General features: G+C 40.5%; 13 protein-coding genes. 8 read left to right on the forward strand and 5 right to left on the reverse strand.

Annotated features, from left to right (window positions below; genetic code table 11):
* Nucleotides 1-58 precede the first annotated feature (58 nt).
* Nucleotides 59-1,198, reverse strand: a complete 1,140-nt coding sequence (locus tag B2727_RS03435) for a Fic family protein (protein WP_245106893.1) — start codon at nucleotides 1,196-1,198, stop codon at nucleotides 59-61.
* 961 nt (nucleotides 1,199-2,159) lie between these two features.
* On the opposite strand from B2727_RS03435, the gene B2727_RS03440 reads away from it, so the two are divergent.
* The 8 genes from B2727_RS03440 to B2727_RS03475 all read left to right on the forward strand — a co-directional run bounded on the left by B2727_RS03440 (nucleotide 2,160) and on the right by B2727_RS03475 (nucleotide 12,397).
* Nucleotides 2,160-3,686, forward strand: coding sequence for a TerC family protein (locus B2727_RS03440; protein WP_005202529.1), 1,527 nt, complete (start codon nucleotides 2,160-2,162; stop codon nucleotides 3,684-3,686).
* A 196-nt stretch (nucleotides 3,687-3,882) separates the two neighbouring features.
* Nucleotides 3,883-4,827 (forward strand): DUF4424 family protein, encoded by a 945-nt coding sequence (locus tag B2727_RS03445; RefSeq protein WP_005202532.1) that lies wholly within the window; start codon nucleotides 3,883-3,885, stop codon nucleotides 4,825-4,827.
* 106 nt (nucleotides 4,828-4,933) lie between these two features.
* Complete coding sequence (mumR, locus tag B2727_RS03450; protein WP_005183446.1) at nucleotides 4,934-5,845, forward strand: LysR family transcriptional regulator MumR; 912 nt, start codon at nucleotides 4,934-4,936, stop codon at nucleotides 5,843-5,845.
* A 345-nt stretch (nucleotides 5,846-6,190) separates the two neighbouring features.
* Nucleotides 6,191-7,444, forward strand: coding sequence for an NRAMP family divalent metal transporter (locus B2727_RS03455; RefSeq protein ID WP_005202535.1), 1,254 nt, complete (start codon nucleotides 6,191-6,193; stop codon nucleotides 7,442-7,444).
* A gap of 35 nt (nucleotides 7,445-7,479) precedes the next feature.
* Nucleotides 7,480-8,244, forward strand: coding sequence for a LamB/YcsF family protein (locus tag B2727_RS03460; RefSeq protein ID WP_005202537.1), 765 nt, complete (start codon nucleotides 7,480-7,482; stop codon nucleotides 8,242-8,244).
* Nucleotides 8,245-8,246: 2 nt separating this feature from the next.
* Entirely contained in the window at nucleotides 8,247-9,062 is an 816-nt protein-coding gene (locus B2727_RS03465) for a putative hydro-lyase (protein WP_085942817.1), read from the forward strand.
* 33 nt (nucleotides 9,063-9,095) lie between these two features.
* On the forward strand, nucleotides 9,096-10,682 hold the full coding sequence (locus tag B2727_RS03470) for an urea amidolyase family protein (RefSeq protein ID WP_005202541.1): 1,587 nt from the start codon (nucleotides 9,096-9,098) through the stop codon (nucleotides 10,680-10,682).
* On the forward strand, nucleotides 10,679-12,397 hold the full coding sequence (locus B2727_RS03475; RefSeq protein WP_005202544.1) for an acetyl/propionyl/methylcrotonyl-CoA carboxylase subunit alpha: 1,719 nt from the start codon (nucleotides 10,679-10,681) through the stop codon (nucleotides 12,395-12,397). Before B2727_RS03470 ends, B2727_RS03475 begins: the two co-directional genes overlap by 4 nt.
* A gap of 84 nt (nucleotides 12,398-12,481) precedes the next feature.
* On the opposite strand, the gene pgaD is transcribed toward B2727_RS03475, so the two are convergent.
* The 4 genes from pgaD to pgaA are packed head-to-tail and all read right to left on the reverse strand — an operon-like array spanning nucleotide 12,482 to nucleotide 18,472.
* Nucleotides 12,482-12,955 carry a poly-beta-1,6-N-acetyl-D-glucosamine biosynthesis protein PgaD gene (gene pgaD / locus B2727_RS03480; RefSeq protein ID WP_005202546.1) on the reverse strand — a complete coding sequence of 158 codons (474 nt, stop codon included), beginning with the start codon at nucleotides 12,953-12,955 and terminating at the stop codon, nucleotides 12,482-12,484.
* Entirely contained in the window at nucleotides 12,952-14,196 is a 1,245-nt protein-coding gene (pgaC, locus tag B2727_RS03485; RefSeq protein ID WP_005314404.1) for a poly-beta-1,6-N-acetyl-D-glucosamine synthase, read from the reverse strand. The genes pgaD and pgaC overlap by 4 nt, the downstream gene beginning before the upstream one ends.
* Nucleotides 14,193-16,007, reverse strand: coding sequence for a poly-beta-1,6-N-acetyl-D-glucosamine N-deacetylase PgaB (gene pgaB, locus B2727_RS03490; RefSeq protein ID WP_005202549.1), 1,815 nt, complete (start codon nucleotides 16,005-16,007; stop codon nucleotides 14,193-14,195). The genes pgaC and pgaB overlap by 4 nt, the downstream gene beginning before the upstream one ends.
* The gene (gene pgaA / locus B2727_RS03495; RefSeq protein WP_005202550.1) at nucleotides 16,007-18,472 is read right to left on the reverse strand and encodes a poly-beta-1,6 N-acetyl-D-glucosamine export porin PgaA; all 2,466 of its coding nucleotides are present in this window, start codon (nucleotides 18,470-18,472) and stop codon (nucleotides 16,007-16,009) included. The genes pgaB and pgaA overlap by 1 nt, the downstream gene beginning before the upstream one ends.
* Nucleotides 18,473-18,839 lie beyond the last annotated feature (367 nt).

Genomic DNA, 18,839 nt, shown 5'->3' on the forward strand with positions numbered 1-18,839 from the left:
ATAGAATGTGTTTGTTATTTTGTAATATATACTATTAAGAAAGAGATAATTTTAATATTTATAAAGAAATATACTTGAGTTTATAAATTTTAATTTGATACCGCGTATTCCTTCCACCACCATCAAGTTTCACAATACAGCCTTTTTCTAATAAATCAGTGAGATGGCGAGTTGCTGTCGCTCGACTGACTTTCGCTACTTTCTGATACTGGGATGCACTTATCCCATGCTCAAAATCATTCTCCCCACCATCAAGCAGCCGATTTAAAACCTTGCGCTGTCCTTCATGCAAATCCAATTCTGAAAAAAACTGCCAAAATTTACTTTTTAAAAGAGTCCTTTCAATACGCTCTAATGTCTGCTCAAGGCTTTCATAGAGTGCGTGTAAAAACCAAAGCAACCAATCCGTAATATCAGAACCGCCTTTTTGAGTAGCTTCAAGAATTTCATAATAGCTCTTACGCTTATTTAAAATTATAGGTGACATCGCATATAGACGAATACTTTGCTGATCCATTTGAGCTAAAGCTAAGTCTGTCAGTGTACGTGTAATACGTCCATTACCATCATCAAAAGGATGTAGTGTCACAAACCATAGGTGAGTAATACCAGCTCGGATTAACGGGTCAAGTAAGTTATCGGTTTTACTCTGATTAAACCACTGGATAAAATCATTTAAGCGTTGCTCCAGTCCATCTCTTGGGGGGGCTTCAAAATGCACGGTAGGATAGTCCATGCGACCTGAAACAACCTGCATGGGTTCATGTCCACGTAATTGTCCAATACGAATACGCTGCATCGTCCAGTCAGTTTCATTGAACAACCATTGATGCCATTGAAACAACCTTTCAACAGTTAAGTCCTGCTCAAAATTATTTAAGGCATCGAGCATGATGTTGGCTAGACCATCTGAGCGTTCTGAGCTTGGATAGGGTTGCTCCAGTGATACACCTAGACGTTTTGCCAGAGATGAACGAAGCGAATAAACATTGAGAGTTTCATTTTCGATAGCTGATGATGAGACAAGATTGGCAATTAGGTTGTCTAGGGTAAGGTATTCTTTTTCAGGGGTATGCTGGCTTTGCCCAAGCAGGATTCCAATTTTCTGATGAATGTGTCTAGTGAGTGGAAGAATGTTTTCATCTTTCCATATAAAGGTTGTCCAGTTAGGCTGTTTCCAAATCCAGTCATCATACATGATGGTCATTCCTTTAGAGAACATGGAGAAGTGAGTAGATTGTAGTCTATATTCGACTCACTAAATGAGTCAAATAAATCTTTGAATCAACTCATCCTGATTATTAAATCTGATCGCTTATTAGATAGACATAAAAAAAGGTGGTATAGGTTGTTTTAATGATTTTGAAAAAGTGTAGGTTATTGTGTAGGTTTTAAGAATTTAATAAAAAATTATTTTACAAATCAGTATAAAGGTACTTATGCATCATCGGCGTATGAGATGAAAGGTCAGCCATGATTTCAGCGCTATTCATGTATGTTAAATCCTTAAATTTAAATAATAAATAAGTTTAGTTTGAACGTTTGGCTGTCTCGCCAATTCTAACAACCACTGTAAAATTCGACTTAATTGCCAAGAAAGTATACCTTTGAAAGGCCTTCTTTTCTGTCAAAATTAAGTCAACAGGGTATGAGAAATTAAATGACTTCCTCAGTCGCTCATCTTAACAAATTGAGAAAGATTCACAAAAAGGAATCCGCGATGTGTGAAGAAATAAACAGCAAAAGAATGGTACTCGATGAACTAGAGCAATCGGCCAAGTGTCGCTATAGCATTAAAATTGGTAAGCAAAAATAGCTTAGATTATTTGCTTAGGTCTCTTTTAAATCTGAAAAATAATGTCCTTAATTGTTTGGTTTAATGGGTTTTATTGTGAATCTCATTGCTTAAAATATGTAACAAATTATTCAAAATATAATTAAAATATGAGCTTTAATTCTATATATCATATTGATATTTAATTGATTTGTTCATATTTGTTTAGCTTGTATATGATTTTTAAAAAAATAAACTCAATTCTGAAAGATTAGGCATAATCAGAGCAACTATTGTCAAAAAGGTTAACATAAATGGATCCCTCGCCGGGTACAAAGTTAAAATACAATTTCATGACTCCTTGTTTTTATGTAAGGAGTAAATAATGGAATTTTTATTAGATCCAGGGATTTGGGTAGGTTTGCTTACTCTGATCGTTTTAGAGATTGTTTTAGGGATTGATAATCTCGTCTTTATTGCCATTTTGGCAGATAAACTTCCTCCTTCCCAACGTGATAAAGCCAGAGTCATTGGTTTATCGCTCGCCTTGATTATGCGCTTGGGCTTACTGTTCGCCATTTCTTGGTTAGTCACCTTAACCAAACCGCTTATTTTTATTTTTGACTGGTCTTTTTCGGGCCGAGATCTGATTCTTTTATTCGGTGGTTTATTCTTACTGTATAAAGCGGTAAGTGAATTACATGAACGGATGGAAGGCAAAGCAGAAGTCAAAATTACCACCAATGTGGTCTATGCAAGCTTTACTGCAGTTGTCGCCCAGATTGTGGTATTGGATGCCGTATTCTCATTAGACTCGGTGATTACCGCCATTGGTATGGTGGATAATATCTACGTCATGATGGTGGCAATGGTTGTGGCCATGTTGGTGATGTTGCTGGCTTCTAAACCCTTAACAGAGTTCGTCAATCGACATCCAACCGTTATCATTCTCTGCTTAAGTTTCTTACTGTTAATTGGTATTAGCTTGATTGCTGAAGGCTTTGGTTTCCATATTCCTAAAGGCTATATCTACTCGGGTATTGGTGTTGCGATTGTGATTGAGGCATTCAACCAGTTTACGCAACGTAACCGTTCAAAGCATGAGTCGAAGATTCCGCTACGTAATCGAACTGCGGATACGATTTTAAAGCTTATGGGTGGCAAGGCCGAAACCACTGCGACCAATCCGCTGCAACATTTGCAAGCACAACAAACATTTGATGACCAAGAACGTTATATGATCGGGGGCGTATTAACACTGGCAGAACGATCTGTGGCTTCAATTATGACGCCACGTAGTCAAATTTCTTGGATTAACATCAACGAAACGCCTGAAAAAATACGCGAACAGATTTTATCTGTACCGCATAGTTTATTTCCTGTATGTCGTGGCAGTTTGGATAAAGTATTAAGTGTGGTTCGCGCCAAGGAAATCTTGGATGTACTGGATGATGAAGCGCAATTAAAATCTTTGATCAAAGCACAACGTCCGATCTTTATTTTTGAAAAAATGAAAGTGATTGATGTGATCAATACATTGCGGACTTCTAAAGGCTCATTGGTACTGGTTAATGATGAATTTGGAAATGTGCAGGGATTAATTTCACCGTTGGATGTTTTTGAAGCCATTGCCGGTGAGTTTCCAGATGCAGATGAGCAGCTTGATTTGATTCAAGTTGATCAACGTACTTGGAAAGCTGCAGGCACGTTAGATTTGTATCAACTTGAATTACAGTTAGGCGTCGATTTAGTCGATGAAGAGACCGCTTATATTACCGTGTCGGGACTTATTCTCGATAAAAGTAACGGCCTAGTGGAAGTTGGCTCAATGCTGGACTATCAAGACTTACAATTTGAAGTGGTCGAGATGGAGAGCAATCGGATTAAAACGGTAATGATTCGATTAAAGTAAATCATCTTGCTAAAAGCAGCGTTCAGGGTTTGATAAAATTTTGAACTTGAATATAAAAGTTTGAATCAGGGGAGTAGTTTGTGATCAACAGACTGCTCCTTTTTTAAATGTACAATAAGTAAAAAAGTAAACATATGCGCCTTTAAGCCGCTATGATTGATCCTGATAATGACAGTCTTAAATTGGACACTTAAAAATGAAAAAAATCATCTTGGCATGTTCTATTTTGCTGCAAATACCGACCTATAGCCTAGCTAATGATTCAACAGGCTATGTGGGAACGGGCGGAGTGGCCTATCTTAAAAATGAGCATGTTGCGATGCAAAGTGAAGACTTATTTATTAGCAAAAAACTGATTAAAGTGAATTATCTTTATAAAAACTTAAGCAATAAAGATGTGACGGAAACCATTTTGTTTCCCTTACCACGTATCGATAACTTCTTTGAAGCGGATTTTGCCCATACCGAAGCATTGCTAAAAAGCTTTAAAATTATTGTTGATGGTCAAAATATTCAGCCAGAAATGCATGTGCGTACTTTTATCCAAAAGGATGAAAAGTCGCCGTTGATTGATGCAACAGATCTATTTAAACAATGTGGTTTTAGTCAAACCGACATGCTTAATCCTTGGATGCGTAACAATGATGACGATCGCTATTTTGTCGATAAATTAAAGCAATGTAAGCAGCCACAAATGCAGAAGATATTGGCGAACTTTAAAAAAGATGATGAAATTCCATGGTCGTCTCAAGTGATTTATAGTTGGAAGCAAACCTTTAAAGCCAATGCTCTGACCAAAATTCAGCATCAATATCAACCTTTGGTGGGTGGCGCGGTTGCTCTATATCCTGATGAATATAATCAAAACTTTTGTATGGATGCGCAATTTAAACAGGGCTTAAAAAAAGCCAAAGCAGAGAATTCACCGTTTAATGCTTTAAGCTATATTCTGACCACGGGGGCAAACTGGGCTAAACCGATTGAAAATTTTAAATTGACGATTGAGCGTGATAAGAATGAATTGGTCTCATTTTGTTGGAATGGCAAAGTCGAAAAAATTAGTCCAACGCAATTTCAGATGACCAAGCGCAACTTCGTTCCCAAACAGGATTTAGATATCATCTTTGTGAGTGTGAAATAAGTCGGTTTGCAAATGACTGCAACAAAAATCAATAAATAGGTAGCTTAATCAGGCGGATCACTCCCATACTATATAGTGAGAAAAGGATAGCGAGCTTTGGTTTAAAGTGAATTTAAAGAATCTAGAAGCATTTTACTGGGTGGTGACGCTGAATAGTTTTAATAAGGCAGCGACAAAATTACAAACTACTCAGCCAGCGGTATCACAGAAAATCACCGCGATTGAAAATGACCTTGGATTTAAAGTTTTAGATCGAAGTTTTCGCCAACTGAAACCGACGCACAAGGGGATGACCTTATTTAAATATGCTGAAAAGTTGATGCGTTTAGAAACAGAACTGATCGCAGAATTAACTGAAAATCAGCATTTGACTGGCACAATTCGTTTGGGCGTTTCGGAAACCATTGTCTACACATGGTTGGTGGAATATATCGAGAAAGTTCAGCAAGAATTCCCTAAAGTTTCTGTAGAAATCGTGGTTGATCTAACCCCAAATTTACAAGAAGGCGTCCGCACAGGTGATCTCGATATGGCCTTTTTACTCGGACCAACGCTGGCTTTTGAATGTATTGAACAGGCACTGTGTGATTTTGAACTTAGCTTCTTGGCTTCACCTTCATTTAAAGGAGGGATTGCTCAAATGTCATTTAAGACATTAATGTCTCATACCATTTTGACCTATCCAAAAATTACCTACCCCTATAAAGAGCTGAAAGCCAAAATGAAGGAACAAGGACTGGATGAGCCGCTTTCGATCACCAGTTATTCTTTGGCAACCTTATTACGTCTTGCCGAGCAAGGCTTGGGGATCGCTGTGGTGCCGACTTTAACCGCTTTAAAAGAAATTACCGATGGCCGATTAGAAATATTAAATACGCCAATCAAGTTAAAGACCTTTCACTTTACCTCGATTTATATTCAAGGCAATGATGCTGCATTGAAAGAAAAATTAACCGATGTCGCCGTGATGGTTTCTGAGAGCGCGATGAAAAGCTTGAATGAGAAAATAAAAATTTGAGGTACTTAAAGTAAGCTTCTGTAAGAGCCGTGTATGTGGGAATCCAACAGCTGCTGAGTTAAAAAATTATAAAAGCAGCTTATCAGGAGTGATAAGTAAAATTTATCTTCGAACTAATCATAAATAAAAAGTAATTAAATTCAATGGATTGGTTATAATTTTATATCTAAAAAGTCGTATTGTTCAGTTGGCTTGCATATGTTTTTATTTGAACGAGAAGATTTGATTACCCATCGCTGAGTGGGAGAACAGGGAATCTTTGTGATTTAAAAAGGGTTAAAGAAGATCGTTTATAAACAAAATGATGCTCTTGGATCAAGTCAAAAATCGCGTTATTGAGCTCAAATGGATGAGGAACGCATCAATATGTCTTTACTGAAATCTTCTTTGCTATCAGATCGCCAATGGGCCATTGTCGCCTCGATCTTTATGATGGCAACCTCTGCCATGGGACCCGGGTTTTTAACCCAAACTGCTGTATTTACAGTGAAACTAGGGGCTGCATTTGGTTTTGCCATTTTAGTTTCAATTTTGATTGATTATGTGGTACAGCAGAATATTTGGCGTGTAGTGACACTGACGCAAATGCGTGCATCCGATATTGCCAATAAGGCCTTACCAGGCAGTGGCTATTTACTTGCATTTCTGGTGATTCTAGGCGGTTTCTTCTTTAGTATCGGAAATATTGCAGGTGCTGCATTAGGTTTGAATGCATTGTTTGGTCTGGATATCAAATGGGGCGGTATCCTCAGTGGTGCATTGGCGATTTTGATTTTCGCTTCCAGAAAAGCCACGCTTGCGATGGATAAAAGCATGATCGTATTGGGATTGTTGAAAATCATCCTGATCATCATTGTGGCTGTGATTGTGATGCCGCCTGTTGGACAAGCGGTACAGCAAACCTTTGCGCCAGATCAGATTGACTTTGCCATTATTACCACCATTGTTGGTGGCACGGTGGGGGGCTATATCTGCTATGCAGGCGCGCATCGTCTACTCGATAAAGGTGCAGTTGGCCCTGAAAATATTGATGAAGTAGCAAAAGCTGCGACCAAGGGCATTGTCGTGGTTGGGATCATGCGCTATGTCTTATTTTTAGCCTTCTTGGGTGTGGTGGTGAGCGGTGCAAGCATAGATCTCGCTAGTCATAATGCCAATCCAGCGGCACAAGCATTCCAGTATGCTGCGGGCACATTTGGTTATAAATTATTTGGCCTGATCTTTTGGGCAGCGGGTATTAGTAGCACCATTGGTGCAGCCTATACCTCGGTTTCATTCTTTAGTGCATTTAAAAAGAATTTAACCCCAAAACAAAGCAACTATACCACCATCACTTTTATTGCCTTAGCCTTATTACTCTATGTGGTATTGGGGGCAACGCCAGCAGGTCTACTCATTTTTGTCGGTGGTTTTAATGGTTTAGTGTTGCCGATTGGCCTTACAATTTTTGTGTATGTTGCAGCTTGCCGTAGAGACTTGATGGGCAATTATAATTATCCAAAATGGTTAATTGTTTTAGGTGCACTCACCTGTGTATTGACGTGGTGGATGGGCTATATGTCATTTACGACCGTGTTTAACTATTTGACCAAACTTTAAGCCAGATAATCGTACAGCGAAAAAGGAATGATGCCATGTTTGTAGATTTAAACAGTGATTTGGGCGAAAGCTTTGGCTCATGGAAAATGGGCAATGATGACCAGATTTTACCTGTGGTGACCAGTGCTAATATCGCATGTGGTTTTCATGCAGGCGATCCTTTGGGGATTTTAAAAACGGTTGGTAAAGCCGTTGAATTGGGCGTCAAGATTGGGGCGCATGTGTCTTATCCCGATCTGGTTGGTTTTGGCCGCCGTAATATGGATGTGTCACGTGACGAACTGATTGCCGATGTGCTGTATCAAATTTCTGCACTGGATGGTTTGGCAAAAGTGGCAGGCTCAAAAGTGCAATATGTAAAACCGCATGGTGCACTCTACAACACCATTGCCCATGACCAAGCTCAGGCAGCCGCAGTGATTGATGCGATTAAAATGTACAATCCTGAACTGGTTTTAGTGGCTTTGGCGGGGTCGAACTTGGTCGAGCAGGCACGTGCTGCTGGTTTAAACGTGGTGTCTGAAGCATTTGCAGATCGTGCATATAACAGCGATGGCTCATTGGTATCTCGTCGTCTAGAAGGGGCGGTTTTACATGACTCGGCATTTGTTGCCAGTCGTGTAGTTTCAATGCTTAAAAATGGTGGGGTCGAGTCAATTGACGGTGTCTTTACCCCAATTCAAGCCGACACGATTTGCCTACATGGTGACACCGACGGTGCACTAGAAATGTCGGCAGCCATTAAAGCTGAGCTTGTGAAAAACAAGATTGAAATTCGCCCATTTGTAAACAAAGCATAAGGATGAGCACCATGTATAAGGATATTAAAGTCGATCCAGTTCAGCTTGAAGCCGCTTTAGATGCGCGTTTAAAAGTCCGTGCAGGTTTCGATAAACCGACAGCAGGGATGGCCGCGGGCATGACACAGGTGAATATGATTTCAGTGCCAAAAGCGTGGGCCTATGACTTTTTACTCTATGCGCATCGTAACCCGCAAAGCTGCCCAGTACTTGATGTGCTCGAAGAAGGTATCTATGCAACTCAGCTTGCAGCAGACTCAGACATTCGAACTGATTTCCCGCGCTATCGCATTTGGAAAGAGGGTGAAATGGTTGAAGAAGTGACTGATGCCAGCGAGATTTATAATGCCCATCCTGATTTGGTGACTTTCCTGATTGGTTGCAGTTTTTCGTTTGAAACCGCTTTGCAAGAAGCGGGGATTGAAGTTCGTCATATTCATGACAACACCAATGTGCCGATGTATCTCAGTAATATTCCATGCCAACCAGCAGGGCGTATTTCAGGCAATATGGTGGTTTCCATGCGACCAATTCCATCGCATCAAATTAGTGAAGCGGTAAAAATTACATCACGTATGCCAAGCGTGCATGGCGCACCTGTACATATTGGGCATCCTGAAAGCTTAGGAATTTTAGATGTAAATCAGCCTGACTTTGGCGATGCCTCTCGTATCGAAGCAGGTGAGATTCCTGTGTTTTGGGCATGTGGGGTAACACCGCAAGCCGCTGTTATGAACTCGAAAATTCCTTTTGCGATTAGTCATGCACCAGGTCATATGTTGATTACCGACATCCCTGACCGTGCTTGGATGGGCTAATTGGGCTAAAGAACCTTTAAAAAGGATAAGCAAATGCGTTTTTTATCGGTAAACGCCGATTGTTTTCTGATTGAGCTTGCGAGCCTCGAAGAAACATTGGCGTTGTACAATAAATTGCAACATACGCCATTGAATGGAATTAAAGACTTAGTCCCTGCTGCAAAAACAATTTTGGTTTTCTTTAATGAGATCGAAACTAATTTTAAAACGCTGGTTGCTTCAATTCAGAACCTCAAAATTGATGTTGGATTTGAGCGTAACAACCAAGAAGTGATTGTGCCGATTCGCTACGATGGCGAAGACCTTGCTCAGGTGGCAGAGTTGCAAGGGTTATCGATCTCGGATGTGATTAGAACGCATCAGCAAAGCATCTGGAATGTGGCTTTTATTGGTTTTGCGCCGGGCTTTGCCTATATGAGCAGTCCCGATCAACCATTTACCGATATCCCACGCTTAACGGTTCCGCGTAAAAAAATACCCTCAGGCTCTTTGGGTTTGGCTGGAAAATACTCTGGTATTTACCCCAAAGACAGCCCAGGTGGCTGGCAGTTGATTGGGAGCACATCGGAAAAAATGTGGGATTTAGAGCGTAAAAACCCTGCTTTGCTGTTACCAGGTATGACCGTACATTTTGAAGATGTCACGCATCGTCCAACCACAGTGACTGTACCACAGCAAATCACCCATACAGTTGAACCTCAACAATCGATACCGCTGTTTACGATCACTGCACCAAGTTTACAGATGCTGATTCAAGATGAAGGGCGCTTAAATCAGACCAAGATTGGTGTTGGAATGGCAGGTGCAATGGATTTATCTGCCATGCACAGTGCTAACCGTATTGTGGGGAATCCAACCGATACACCCGTTATTGAAGTTTTAAATGGTGGCTTAAAAGCCAAAATGCAGTCTGCGGGTGTTATTGCAATTGCAGGTGCTATTTCAAATATTCGTGTGAAATTTGCCGATGGTCAAAGCGCAGATTTTGCAAGCGATCAACCGATTGATCTGGACGCAGGCGATGAGTTTCAAATTCAGCCACCGACAGCAGGCTTACGAAACTATCTGGCAGTTCGTGGTGGTATCGATGTTCAGCCTGTACTGAATAGTGCTTCATTTGACAGTTTAGCGGTATTAGGGCCAGAGCCGTTAAAGCTCGGAGATACCATTTACCAAGGACAGATAAAGGCAGCCAACATTAGTGTCAATGAAGTAGGCAAAAGCGATTTGCCCAAAGCTGGCGAAGTGGTTGAGCTAGATATTGTGATGGGGCCGCGTACTGACTGGTTTGAACAAGATAGTATTGAACTGCTCTGTCAGCAAGAATGGTTGGTAACGAACGAAAGCAACCGAGTTGGGCTCAGATTGTCAGGTGAGCAGTCTCTAACTCGCAAAATTACACATGAACTGGAAAGTGAAGGCACATGTATTGGTGCTTTGCAGATTCCACCGAGTGGCCAACCTGTTTTGTTTATGAATGATCATCCTTTAACGGGCGGATATCCTGTTATTGGCTCTGTTGCTAAACACCATTGGGACTTGGTGGCACAGATTCCAGCAGGTTGTCACATCAAATTTAAAAAAATTGCCGAATTTACAGATTTTGAGAATGAAAGATGAAAAATGAAAAATTACTGATTGCCAATCGTGGTGAAATTGCCGTTCGTATTATCCATGCTTGCCGTGATATGGGAATTGCATCGGTCGCGTTATATGCTGATGACGACATTGGCAATATGCATGTGGAACTTGCAGATGAAGCATGGGGTTTGGCTGGTGCTAACGCCAGTGAAACCTATTTAAATATTGCTGCCATTATCGAGATTGCAAAGAAATCCAAGGCAACCATGGTGCATCCCGGTTATGGTTTTTTATCTGAACGTGCTGAGTTTGCCCAAGCCGTGATTGAGGCAGGTTTAAAATGGGTCGGGCCATCACCGAGTGCCATTGAAAAATTAGGCGATAAAATCGAAGCGCGTAAAATTGCGGCTTCAGTGGGCGCACCGTTGGTGCAGGGGACCCAAGACCCACTCAATAATGCAGAAGAAGCTTTGGATTTTGCTAAACAGTTTGGTTTACCAATTGCCATCAAAGCGGCATTTGGTGGTGGTGGCCGTGGCTTAAAAGTGGCATGGAAACTCGAAGAAGTTCAAGAGCTTTATGAGTCGGCAGTAAGGGAAGCAAAAGCTGCCTTTGGTCGTGGTGAATGTTTTGTTGAGCAATATCTAGATCAACCGCGCCATGTCGAAGCACAGGTGATAGCTGACCAACATGGCAATATTGTGGTACTTGGAACGCGTGATTGCTCGTTGCAACGTCGTAACCAAAAGTTAGTCGAAGAAGCGCCAGCGCCATTTATTAGCGATGAGATTTATCAGCAAATTTTAAGCTCGGCAAAAAACATTTGTCAGGCTGCAAACTATGTGGGTGCAGGAACAGTTGAATACTTACTGAGTCGTGACGGCAAGCTTTCATTCTTAGAAGTAAACACCCGTTTGCAAGTCGAGCATCCTGTTACTGAAGAAACAGCAAAATTTGATTTGGTGGTAGAACAAATCCGTGTCGCACAAGGGCATACCTTGTCGATTCAAGAAACTCCAAAAGCACAAGGCCATGCGATTGAGTTTCGTATCAATGCCGAAGACCCAGCACGTGGGTTCATTCCTGCATTTGGTGTGCTGAGCTTATTTGAAGCGCCGTTTGGTCATGGTGTACGCGTCGATACAGGGGTCCGAACTGGGTCATTGGTCTCCAGTCATTTTGACTCACTGATGGCAAAACTGATTGTGACGGGCCCAACCCGTGAAGTGGCAATTGCCCGTGCTAAACGTGCGTTAAAGCAATTTAGAATTGAAGGTGTAGCTTCGGTTTTAGACTTCCACCGTGCTGTACTCAATGAACCTGACTTTACCGATGAATTTAATGTACACACGCGTTGGATCGAAAATGACTTTAAACAAGATTTAAAGCCAACTAAACGTGGTATTCCAAACCATCAACAACCCATGTTGCTGAGCTATATTGAAATTGATGGCAAGTTACACCGTTTAGGTCTACCTGCGGGCATGTTTGCACAAGGCCCAGCAACCGCAATCCAAGCACAAACTGCCGAGCTTGAAGTGAGTGCAGAGCATTTACTGGCACCGATTAATGGTGTGATGAGTGCATGGAAAGTTACACAGGGTGAGCAGGTGACCGAAGGTCAGGTTGTCGCAATTATGGAAGCCATGAAAATGGAAGTGCCTGTGCTTGCACATCGAAGTGGGGTCATTCAAATCGTGGCAGAACAGGGAAACAGTTATCAGGTAGAATCGATTATTGGCATGATCGAATGATACTCGACACCAGTCGGTATGCTTGAAATTGAAGCGATGAAAAGAGGCAATTGATTGCCTCTTTTCATTTTCGTTCGTGAATATTTATCTCAGTTCATAGTCAGCTAAAATACCTTCCTGGTTATAGTGCAGTACAATGTTTTTTGAGCGTTGAATTTTGGATAGTTCATCCTTTGGAATCAAAAATCCCTCAGCAAGAATGGAATGGCTCACGTTAACCACTGTCGTTTTTTCCGTGTTTCGGTATCGCAACCAGTTATAGCTCGCCCATAACAACAAAGAGGCACAACAGATCATCACCATCAAGGCGAGCCAAAAGAAATTGTGGATCTGTACGCTCATCTGTTCTGCAAAAATATAGTTTTTGATCAGTTTACCTTGGTATAGCCATAAAAATATCGCCAATAACGGTAAAAATAGCAGTGTCCAGAGTGCCCAACCGATCCCTTGCAGCAAATAATGCGCGCCTTTGTTTTTTACATACCGATGTTGGTCGATATATTCAGGAATATCTAGCTGTGAAACATCCTCAATGATATTTAAATGTGATTTGTTCATTCGGCCTCACCTTTAAAACCACGATCTGGGCTGACCCATCTCGCTCTTTTGTTACGTGTAAATAAAGCTTTGGGAACAGCAAACACAGTTGTTGCTGCACCGAGCATCCAAAAAAACAGGGGATACCAAATCACCCAAAAGTAATTTCTAAGGAAACGGTTTCCGTCATATCGTTTGTCAATGAACAAGCTCACAAAAAATTGAATCAGACAGGTAATGGCTAGAATTACGCCGTACCACTGTGGAAATAATGATTTGATGTGCCATTCTGCGGATAGCGGAACAAACAACCCAAGGAAAAACAGGACAATGATCAGCAAAATGACATAGGCCCAGACCATGCTGATGATCGCTTCAAGCGCGACAGGCCACATTTTGAGTGCTGAAATCTTAAAGAGTTTGGGAAAATAGGTTTTAATGACTTCGACACCACCTTGAGCCCAGCGCAATCTTTGTTTCCACAGCCCCTTAAATGTTTCAGGCATATAGATGTAGCACAGCGCATTGGGAACATAGTGAATATCCCATTCAGCGAGCTGAAGTTTCCATGAGATATCAATGTCTTCAGTGATCTTATCTTCTGACCATAATCCTACTTGCATGAGTGCCGTTTTTCTAAAGCCTGCAATCACACCTGAGACTGTAAAAATACGTCCATAAGTCCGTTGGGCACGTTTAATTAAACCAATAATGGATGAAAACTCACCGACCTGTAGTTTTCCTAAAATACTGGAGCGATTTAAAATCCGAGGATTACCAGTCACGGCGCCGACCTGATTAAAAGCTGTGAGTTGATGCATCATCCAAATCGCAGCATGGGGATGCAGCAAGGCATCTCCATCAATACAAATCAAGTATTCATATTGGCTGACCATCATGCCTGAACGTAAGGCAAAAGCTTTGCCTTGATTTTCTGCCAGATGCACAACCCGTAAATCTGGATGTTCAAGCGCCAACTCATCTAAAATTTTTGCGGTATCGTCTGAACTGCCATCATTGACGGCAATAACTTCAAATTTTGGATATTGTGTTTGTAGTGCAAACCGTATGGTTTCTCGAACTTGAGCTTGTTCATTAAAACAAGGAATGATAATGCTGCATCCTTGTTCTGAAATCTCGGGTAATTGGTTTTGCTTATATTCGCGTTTAAAGTAGAACCATAAACCACCAACCATCCATGTCCATGCCATGACTAAGGGATAGATAAAGGCAAATAGGAAAAGAATTTCCATTAAGGTCATGGTTGTTCTCCATTTACGTGCTGCTGGATAAATGGATTGCGATAACTCATTGGACTGTCATTTAAACTGAGTGGTGTAAATAGTTGTTCATGTACCGCTTTTGCATTATCAAAACGGTAATTGCTTAAAACCAATTTTTGAATTCCATGTCTTTGTAAATTTAAATAGTGTTGCTGCAAGCGTTGTAGTTGCTTTGGCGAAGATGGATTGTGATTCACTAAAGTCACCATCAGTCTGGCTTTTTGTGAAGCAGTTAAATGACCCACTTGTTGTATAAATTTTTGATAGCTATTGATATTGTCTAGACTATCAATTTCAATATTCAATAAAGATACGAAGGGTAGATAGGTGTTAACAATTTGCTTTAGTCCCTGATCTGCTAAATCAGTCAGAGAGAGCTGTAAGATTAACTGGAAGGTATTACTTTGATTGAGATAAGGTGCGACAGCCACTTTTAGTTGTTGTGTTAATTCTACGATTTGAGCCTCTTTTTCCAGACAAGCTGTATTCACAACAGAGCTATAACGACAAGCCAGTTGCTGGTCTGTTTTTAAAATAATGCCATCCAGATTGGGATTATTTCGAATCAGATCTTTGCTTAAATCGATAACTAAATGCGCTTGTTCTGGGTCTGGGGCAATCGGCATCTGGGTATAAACTCGATGAAAAACCCGTGTTCGTGTCTGCCATTGGGTGCGGCTTAATATATCTTGAGCCAGTTTTAGATGAGTTGTTGGAAAGTAGCTCTGAGCATATGCAGCATTCTTTTGATCAGTGAATGCATTAACGATTAAAGTATTGGTTTTTAAGGCACTTAAATTATTTAATAAACTGCCTAACTGCTGATTAAACTGTGTATTGTCTTGTGAGAATTGAGCTAGGTCAAATTGTACAGCTCGAATAGGTTCATAATCTTGTAGTTGAGCGTATTCCATAAAACCAGTGAGTTGTTCACGTAGATTTTCAGCTGTTGGGTTATTTGAGATAATACCGCGTTGAAAGGTTGCGTCATTGCTGTCATTTAACTTTTCCGTCCCTAAACTAAAAGACAGAGGAAAACCTGCTTGATTGGCAATTTTAGTGACTTGTTGATTGACCGCACCATAGGGCCAAATGATTGCAAGCGGATCTATTCCTAATTTTTGCTGTAACACCTGCTTGGATTTCACCAGATCAGTGTAGATCCGTTGGCTATATTCTGACTCAGTTTCATAGCGTTTTTGAATCGGATCGTATTGTCGAGTCAAGGCGGCAGGCTTTTCATTTTTCTGCATATTGGCCAATAGGCCTTTATGCAAATCATGGCTATGGCTGGCAAACTCAACTAAACCTGATTTTTGGATATCTTGGAGTTGTTTCCAACTCATCAAATTATTTTGACCATAGGCTTCATAAGCTGCTTGAGTATTGCCTTCGGTCCAACTGGTCACCAAAGCAAAGACCACAGGGATTTGATATTGTTTTACTAAAGGATAAACATGGCTGTATCCGCTTAGGGCACCATCATCAAAACTAATTAAAACTGCATTTTTCGGTAATGGAACACCATGTTCCCGAGATGCCATAATTTGTTTGAGGGTAATTGGAGTCCATTCAGAACGTTTCAGCCATTCAAAAAACTGCACTAAGTTTTGGGTATTAATTGCATAGACATCTCGGTCGCCATTCTTCAAAACATCATCACGCACATCATGAAAGGTCAAACTGACAAAATGATGAGCGTCGAATTTAGCAGGTTCCGCTGCAACAAGATGAACTGGAAGCAGAACTGCACAAGCGGAGAGTATTTTAAAAATATTCAAAAAATTCATTAGAATCGCCCTCCAAAACCGAATAGGGCATAACTTTGTTTTTCATTGATGCCATCATAGGGATGTAGTTTCCAACCAACGCCATAATGCAATGCCCAGATCCGTGACAATTGCCATTCATGTCGATATTGCACATCAAAAATCGGTTTGGCAGCGTAATCCTGCTGCTGGAACAGTCCTGCATCAATAGAAATATTTTGATTAAAATGACGTTCATAACTTCGCCAAGTTAACCAGTCATGACTCATGTTAATCGCAAGGCTATAACTTTGTTTAGGGCTAAAATAAGCAACATTATCTAAACGATTTTTTCCTAGAAATGCAGAAAAGCCTGCTTGTGTGGTGTGATGAGCAGCTTGGAAAATACGTTGCTGGTAGTTTGCAAAAAAGTCTTGGCGTGTGTTGCCGTCACTGATCTTGGTATAGCTATATCCTGCATCGACTTGCCGGGATTCATGTTGTTGCCATCGAATTGCTGCGCCGTAAGACTGGCCATTTTCGTCTTGTTCAATGGCTTGTAACGGAATATTGGCTTGGGTGTTGATGGATAATGCGTACTGCCAATAATCATTGAGTTGGTGTGACCAATCTGCTCTTAGGCCTTGACGCTGACCCTCAGTATTTTGAGAGGCAAGCAGCACCAAATTTTTACCTTTGTCTTGCCATTGCAGGCCTAAACCAAAGCGTTGTTCTTGTAAATCACCATCGGCGTATTTTCCCCAAATATCTTGATGCTCAACCAAGAGGCGATAATTGTCTGTGAGCCAAGGTGAATATAAGGTGGTGTTGGATTCACGATCACCCGTTCCTTTGAGTGATTGGAGTAATTGGTTTTGCTCAGAGCGGCTACGTGAAAAGCGGCTTTCATGGCTCATACTGGCGTGATTACGATCATTCAATTCTTTACGACTTTTTATGACGCTGCTATCGTTTGGGTAGTCTTCAATAAGTGCTTGAGTTTGTTGCTGCCAAGCTTGGATATCGCCAAGTGCTTGAGTGTTTTGCATGACATTAATGCGTGTGTATTTTGATTGAGGTTGTAAACCATTTAAACGCTCAATCGTTTGTTGAGCTTGACGAGGTTTTTCGCGCCAACGTTGGATTTTGGCCAGGTCATTTAAAAATTGCGCATTATTCGGAGCTTTGGCTACGGTGTTATTTAGATATTGTTCTGATAAATCCAGGCGGTTGCGATAAGCCATATTTAAAGCCAGCAAAGACAAATATTCATTTCGATCTGCATGTACACTTTTGTCGACACCTTTCGCTTCACTGTATTCATATGTGGGAATCAGGTCATCAATGACGTGAATCAAGGTATTTGCATCTTTATATTTTTCTTGTTCGATTAATGCATAATAAAGTGATGTATACAGGCTGATATCGGGATAGTTTTTCTCCGTGAGCAAGCTGCGGTAGATTCTCTCGGCTTCGGCAGGTTGTTGATTTGCAAGGTATGTATTTGCAATCGCATGCCGTGTATAGGCAGGCATTTGTTCAACTGGTGGTACGGTGACTTGATTTAATAGGCTCAAAAGCTGTTGTGTTTTGCCTCGATAACTTAAGGCGTAGAGATAGTCATAATAGAAGCGATTAAACATGGCTTGATCAGCTGGAATCTGTTGCGCGATTTGTTCTGACTGCTTCAAGACTTGATCGAGTTGGGCAAAGCTTTTACGGTCACTTTCCGCACGGGAGGATAAATATTTCTGTTGTTTAATCGCTTCATTCACATGCTGTGAAAAGCCTCCGATTTTATTCTGCCAAATAAAATTCTGGTTTTTATCAGATAGGTGGTGCTTTGCAGAAAAAGCAGCTGTCATTTCATAGCTCCCCAGTGCCACCAAAATATTCAAATACTCATGTTGAATGGCTTCATTATTCGGTTGTTGGGTATAGGCCAACTGAATGGCTTGTAATGCATAAGTGTATTGTTGCAATAACCGATAAACATAAGCGGCTAAGACCAACTGTTCAGCATTCATTTGCGTTGTATCAAGATTCTTTAATTGCTGTGCTGCTTCAGTCGGTTGTTTATTTTCTGCAAATAGCGCCGCTTTAAGAATTGTGACCTGCATGCTGTTATGTATTTGATAAGGTTCAAATTTATCTAATAGTGCCAATGCTGCAGCAAATTGCTTTTGATCCCGTAAAAGTTTAACTGTTGCGAGTTGAGCATATTCTGGGAAGTGCCTTGGCTGAATACGTTGGGTTAAATCAGTTAGGGTCACTTGTGGCAGAGCTTGAATGCGTGAGGCAGATAATAAGTAGTCAGCTAGGATGTACTGTTGATCTGGGTACTGCCGCAATAAAGATTCAAGTGCTGTTAACCCTTGTATAGGTTGTCCATTCTTAATTTGCGAAACTGCTTTTTCTCTTAAAAAATCAGATGGATGTGCATGTGAAATATTAGACATAAAAAAAAATAACAGGCTGGCTGGAAAGAGAGTGTGAAAATTTTGCATAAAGTGTTTAAAGCGTATGTTAATTATCTTTTTTATTTTAATATGTGATTTAAATCACATATTGTTTTGCTTGTGTACGGCAATGTTGATTGGTTTTATTTAAATAAATATATATTAATCAGTATTTTATTTATTCATTGGTTTTCAAGATCTAGATTTTCACAGGGCTTTTATGTTTTTTCTGTCCATGCGTTTGTGTATTTTATGTTTTGTATTTGAGTCGTGTAGATTGAACAAAAAATATGAATAACTGAGTGGGAAAATAAGTTAAATAATAATATTTAAGATATATAGTTAAGTTTTAATAAATATATTTTTAAGTAAAATCATGTGATTGTATCATTTATTTGACATGTACATGTTTGCT

The sequence above is a fragment of the Acinetobacter sp. UBA991 genome, assembly GCF_002292065.1.
Classification (GTDB): Bacteria; Pseudomonadota; Gammaproteobacteria; order Pseudomonadales; family Moraxellaceae; genus Acinetobacter; species Acinetobacter higginsii.

What these genes read in the sequence shown, in the direction of transcription:
- pgaA (WP_005202550.1), bottom strand. Translation starts at nt 18,472, where the DNA reads ATGCAAAATTTTCACACTCTCTTTCCAGCCAGCCTGTTATTTTTTTTT.
- B2727_RS03475 (WP_005202544.1), top strand. Translation starts at nt 10,679, where the DNA reads ATGAAAAATGAAAAATTACTGATTGCCAATCGTGGTGAAATTGCCGTT.
- B2727_RS03440 (WP_005202529.1), top strand. Translation starts at nt 2,160, where the DNA reads ATGGAATTTTTATTAGATCCAGGGATTTGGGTAGGTTTGCTTACTCTG.
- pgaC (WP_005314404.1), bottom strand. Translation starts at nt 14,196, where the DNA reads ATGACCTTAATGGAAATTCTTTTCCTATTTGCCTTTATCTATCCCTTA.
- pgaB (WP_005202549.1), bottom strand. Translation starts at nt 16,007, where the DNA reads ATGAATTTTTTGAATATTTTTAAAATACTCTCCGCTTGTGCAGTTCTG.
- B2727_RS03455 (WP_005202535.1), top strand. Translation starts at nt 6,191, where the DNA reads ATGGATGAGGAACGCATCAATATGTCTTTACTGAAATCTTCTTTGCTA.
- B2727_RS03460 (WP_005202537.1), top strand. Translation starts at nt 7,480, where the DNA reads ATGTTTGTAGATTTAAACAGTGATTTGGGCGAAAGCTTTGGCTCATGG.
- B2727_RS03445 (WP_005202532.1), top strand. Translation starts at nt 3,883, where the DNA reads ATGAAAAAAATCATCTTGGCATGTTCTATTTTGCTGCAAATACCGACC.
- B2727_RS03470 (WP_005202541.1), top strand. Translation starts at nt 9,096, where the DNA reads ATGCGTTTTTTATCGGTAAACGCCGATTGTTTTCTGATTGAGCTTGCG.
- pgaD (WP_005202546.1), bottom strand. Translation starts at nt 12,955, where the DNA reads ATGAACAAATCACATTTAAATATCATTGAGGATGTTTCACAGCTAGAT.
- B2727_RS03435 (WP_245106893.1), bottom strand. Translation starts at nt 1,198, where the DNA reads ATGTATGATGACTGGATTTGGAAACAGCCTAACTGGACAACCTTTATA.
- B2727_RS03465 (WP_085942817.1), top strand. Translation starts at nt 8,247, where the DNA reads ATGAGCACCATGTATAAGGATATTAAAGTCGATCCAGTTCAGCTTGAA.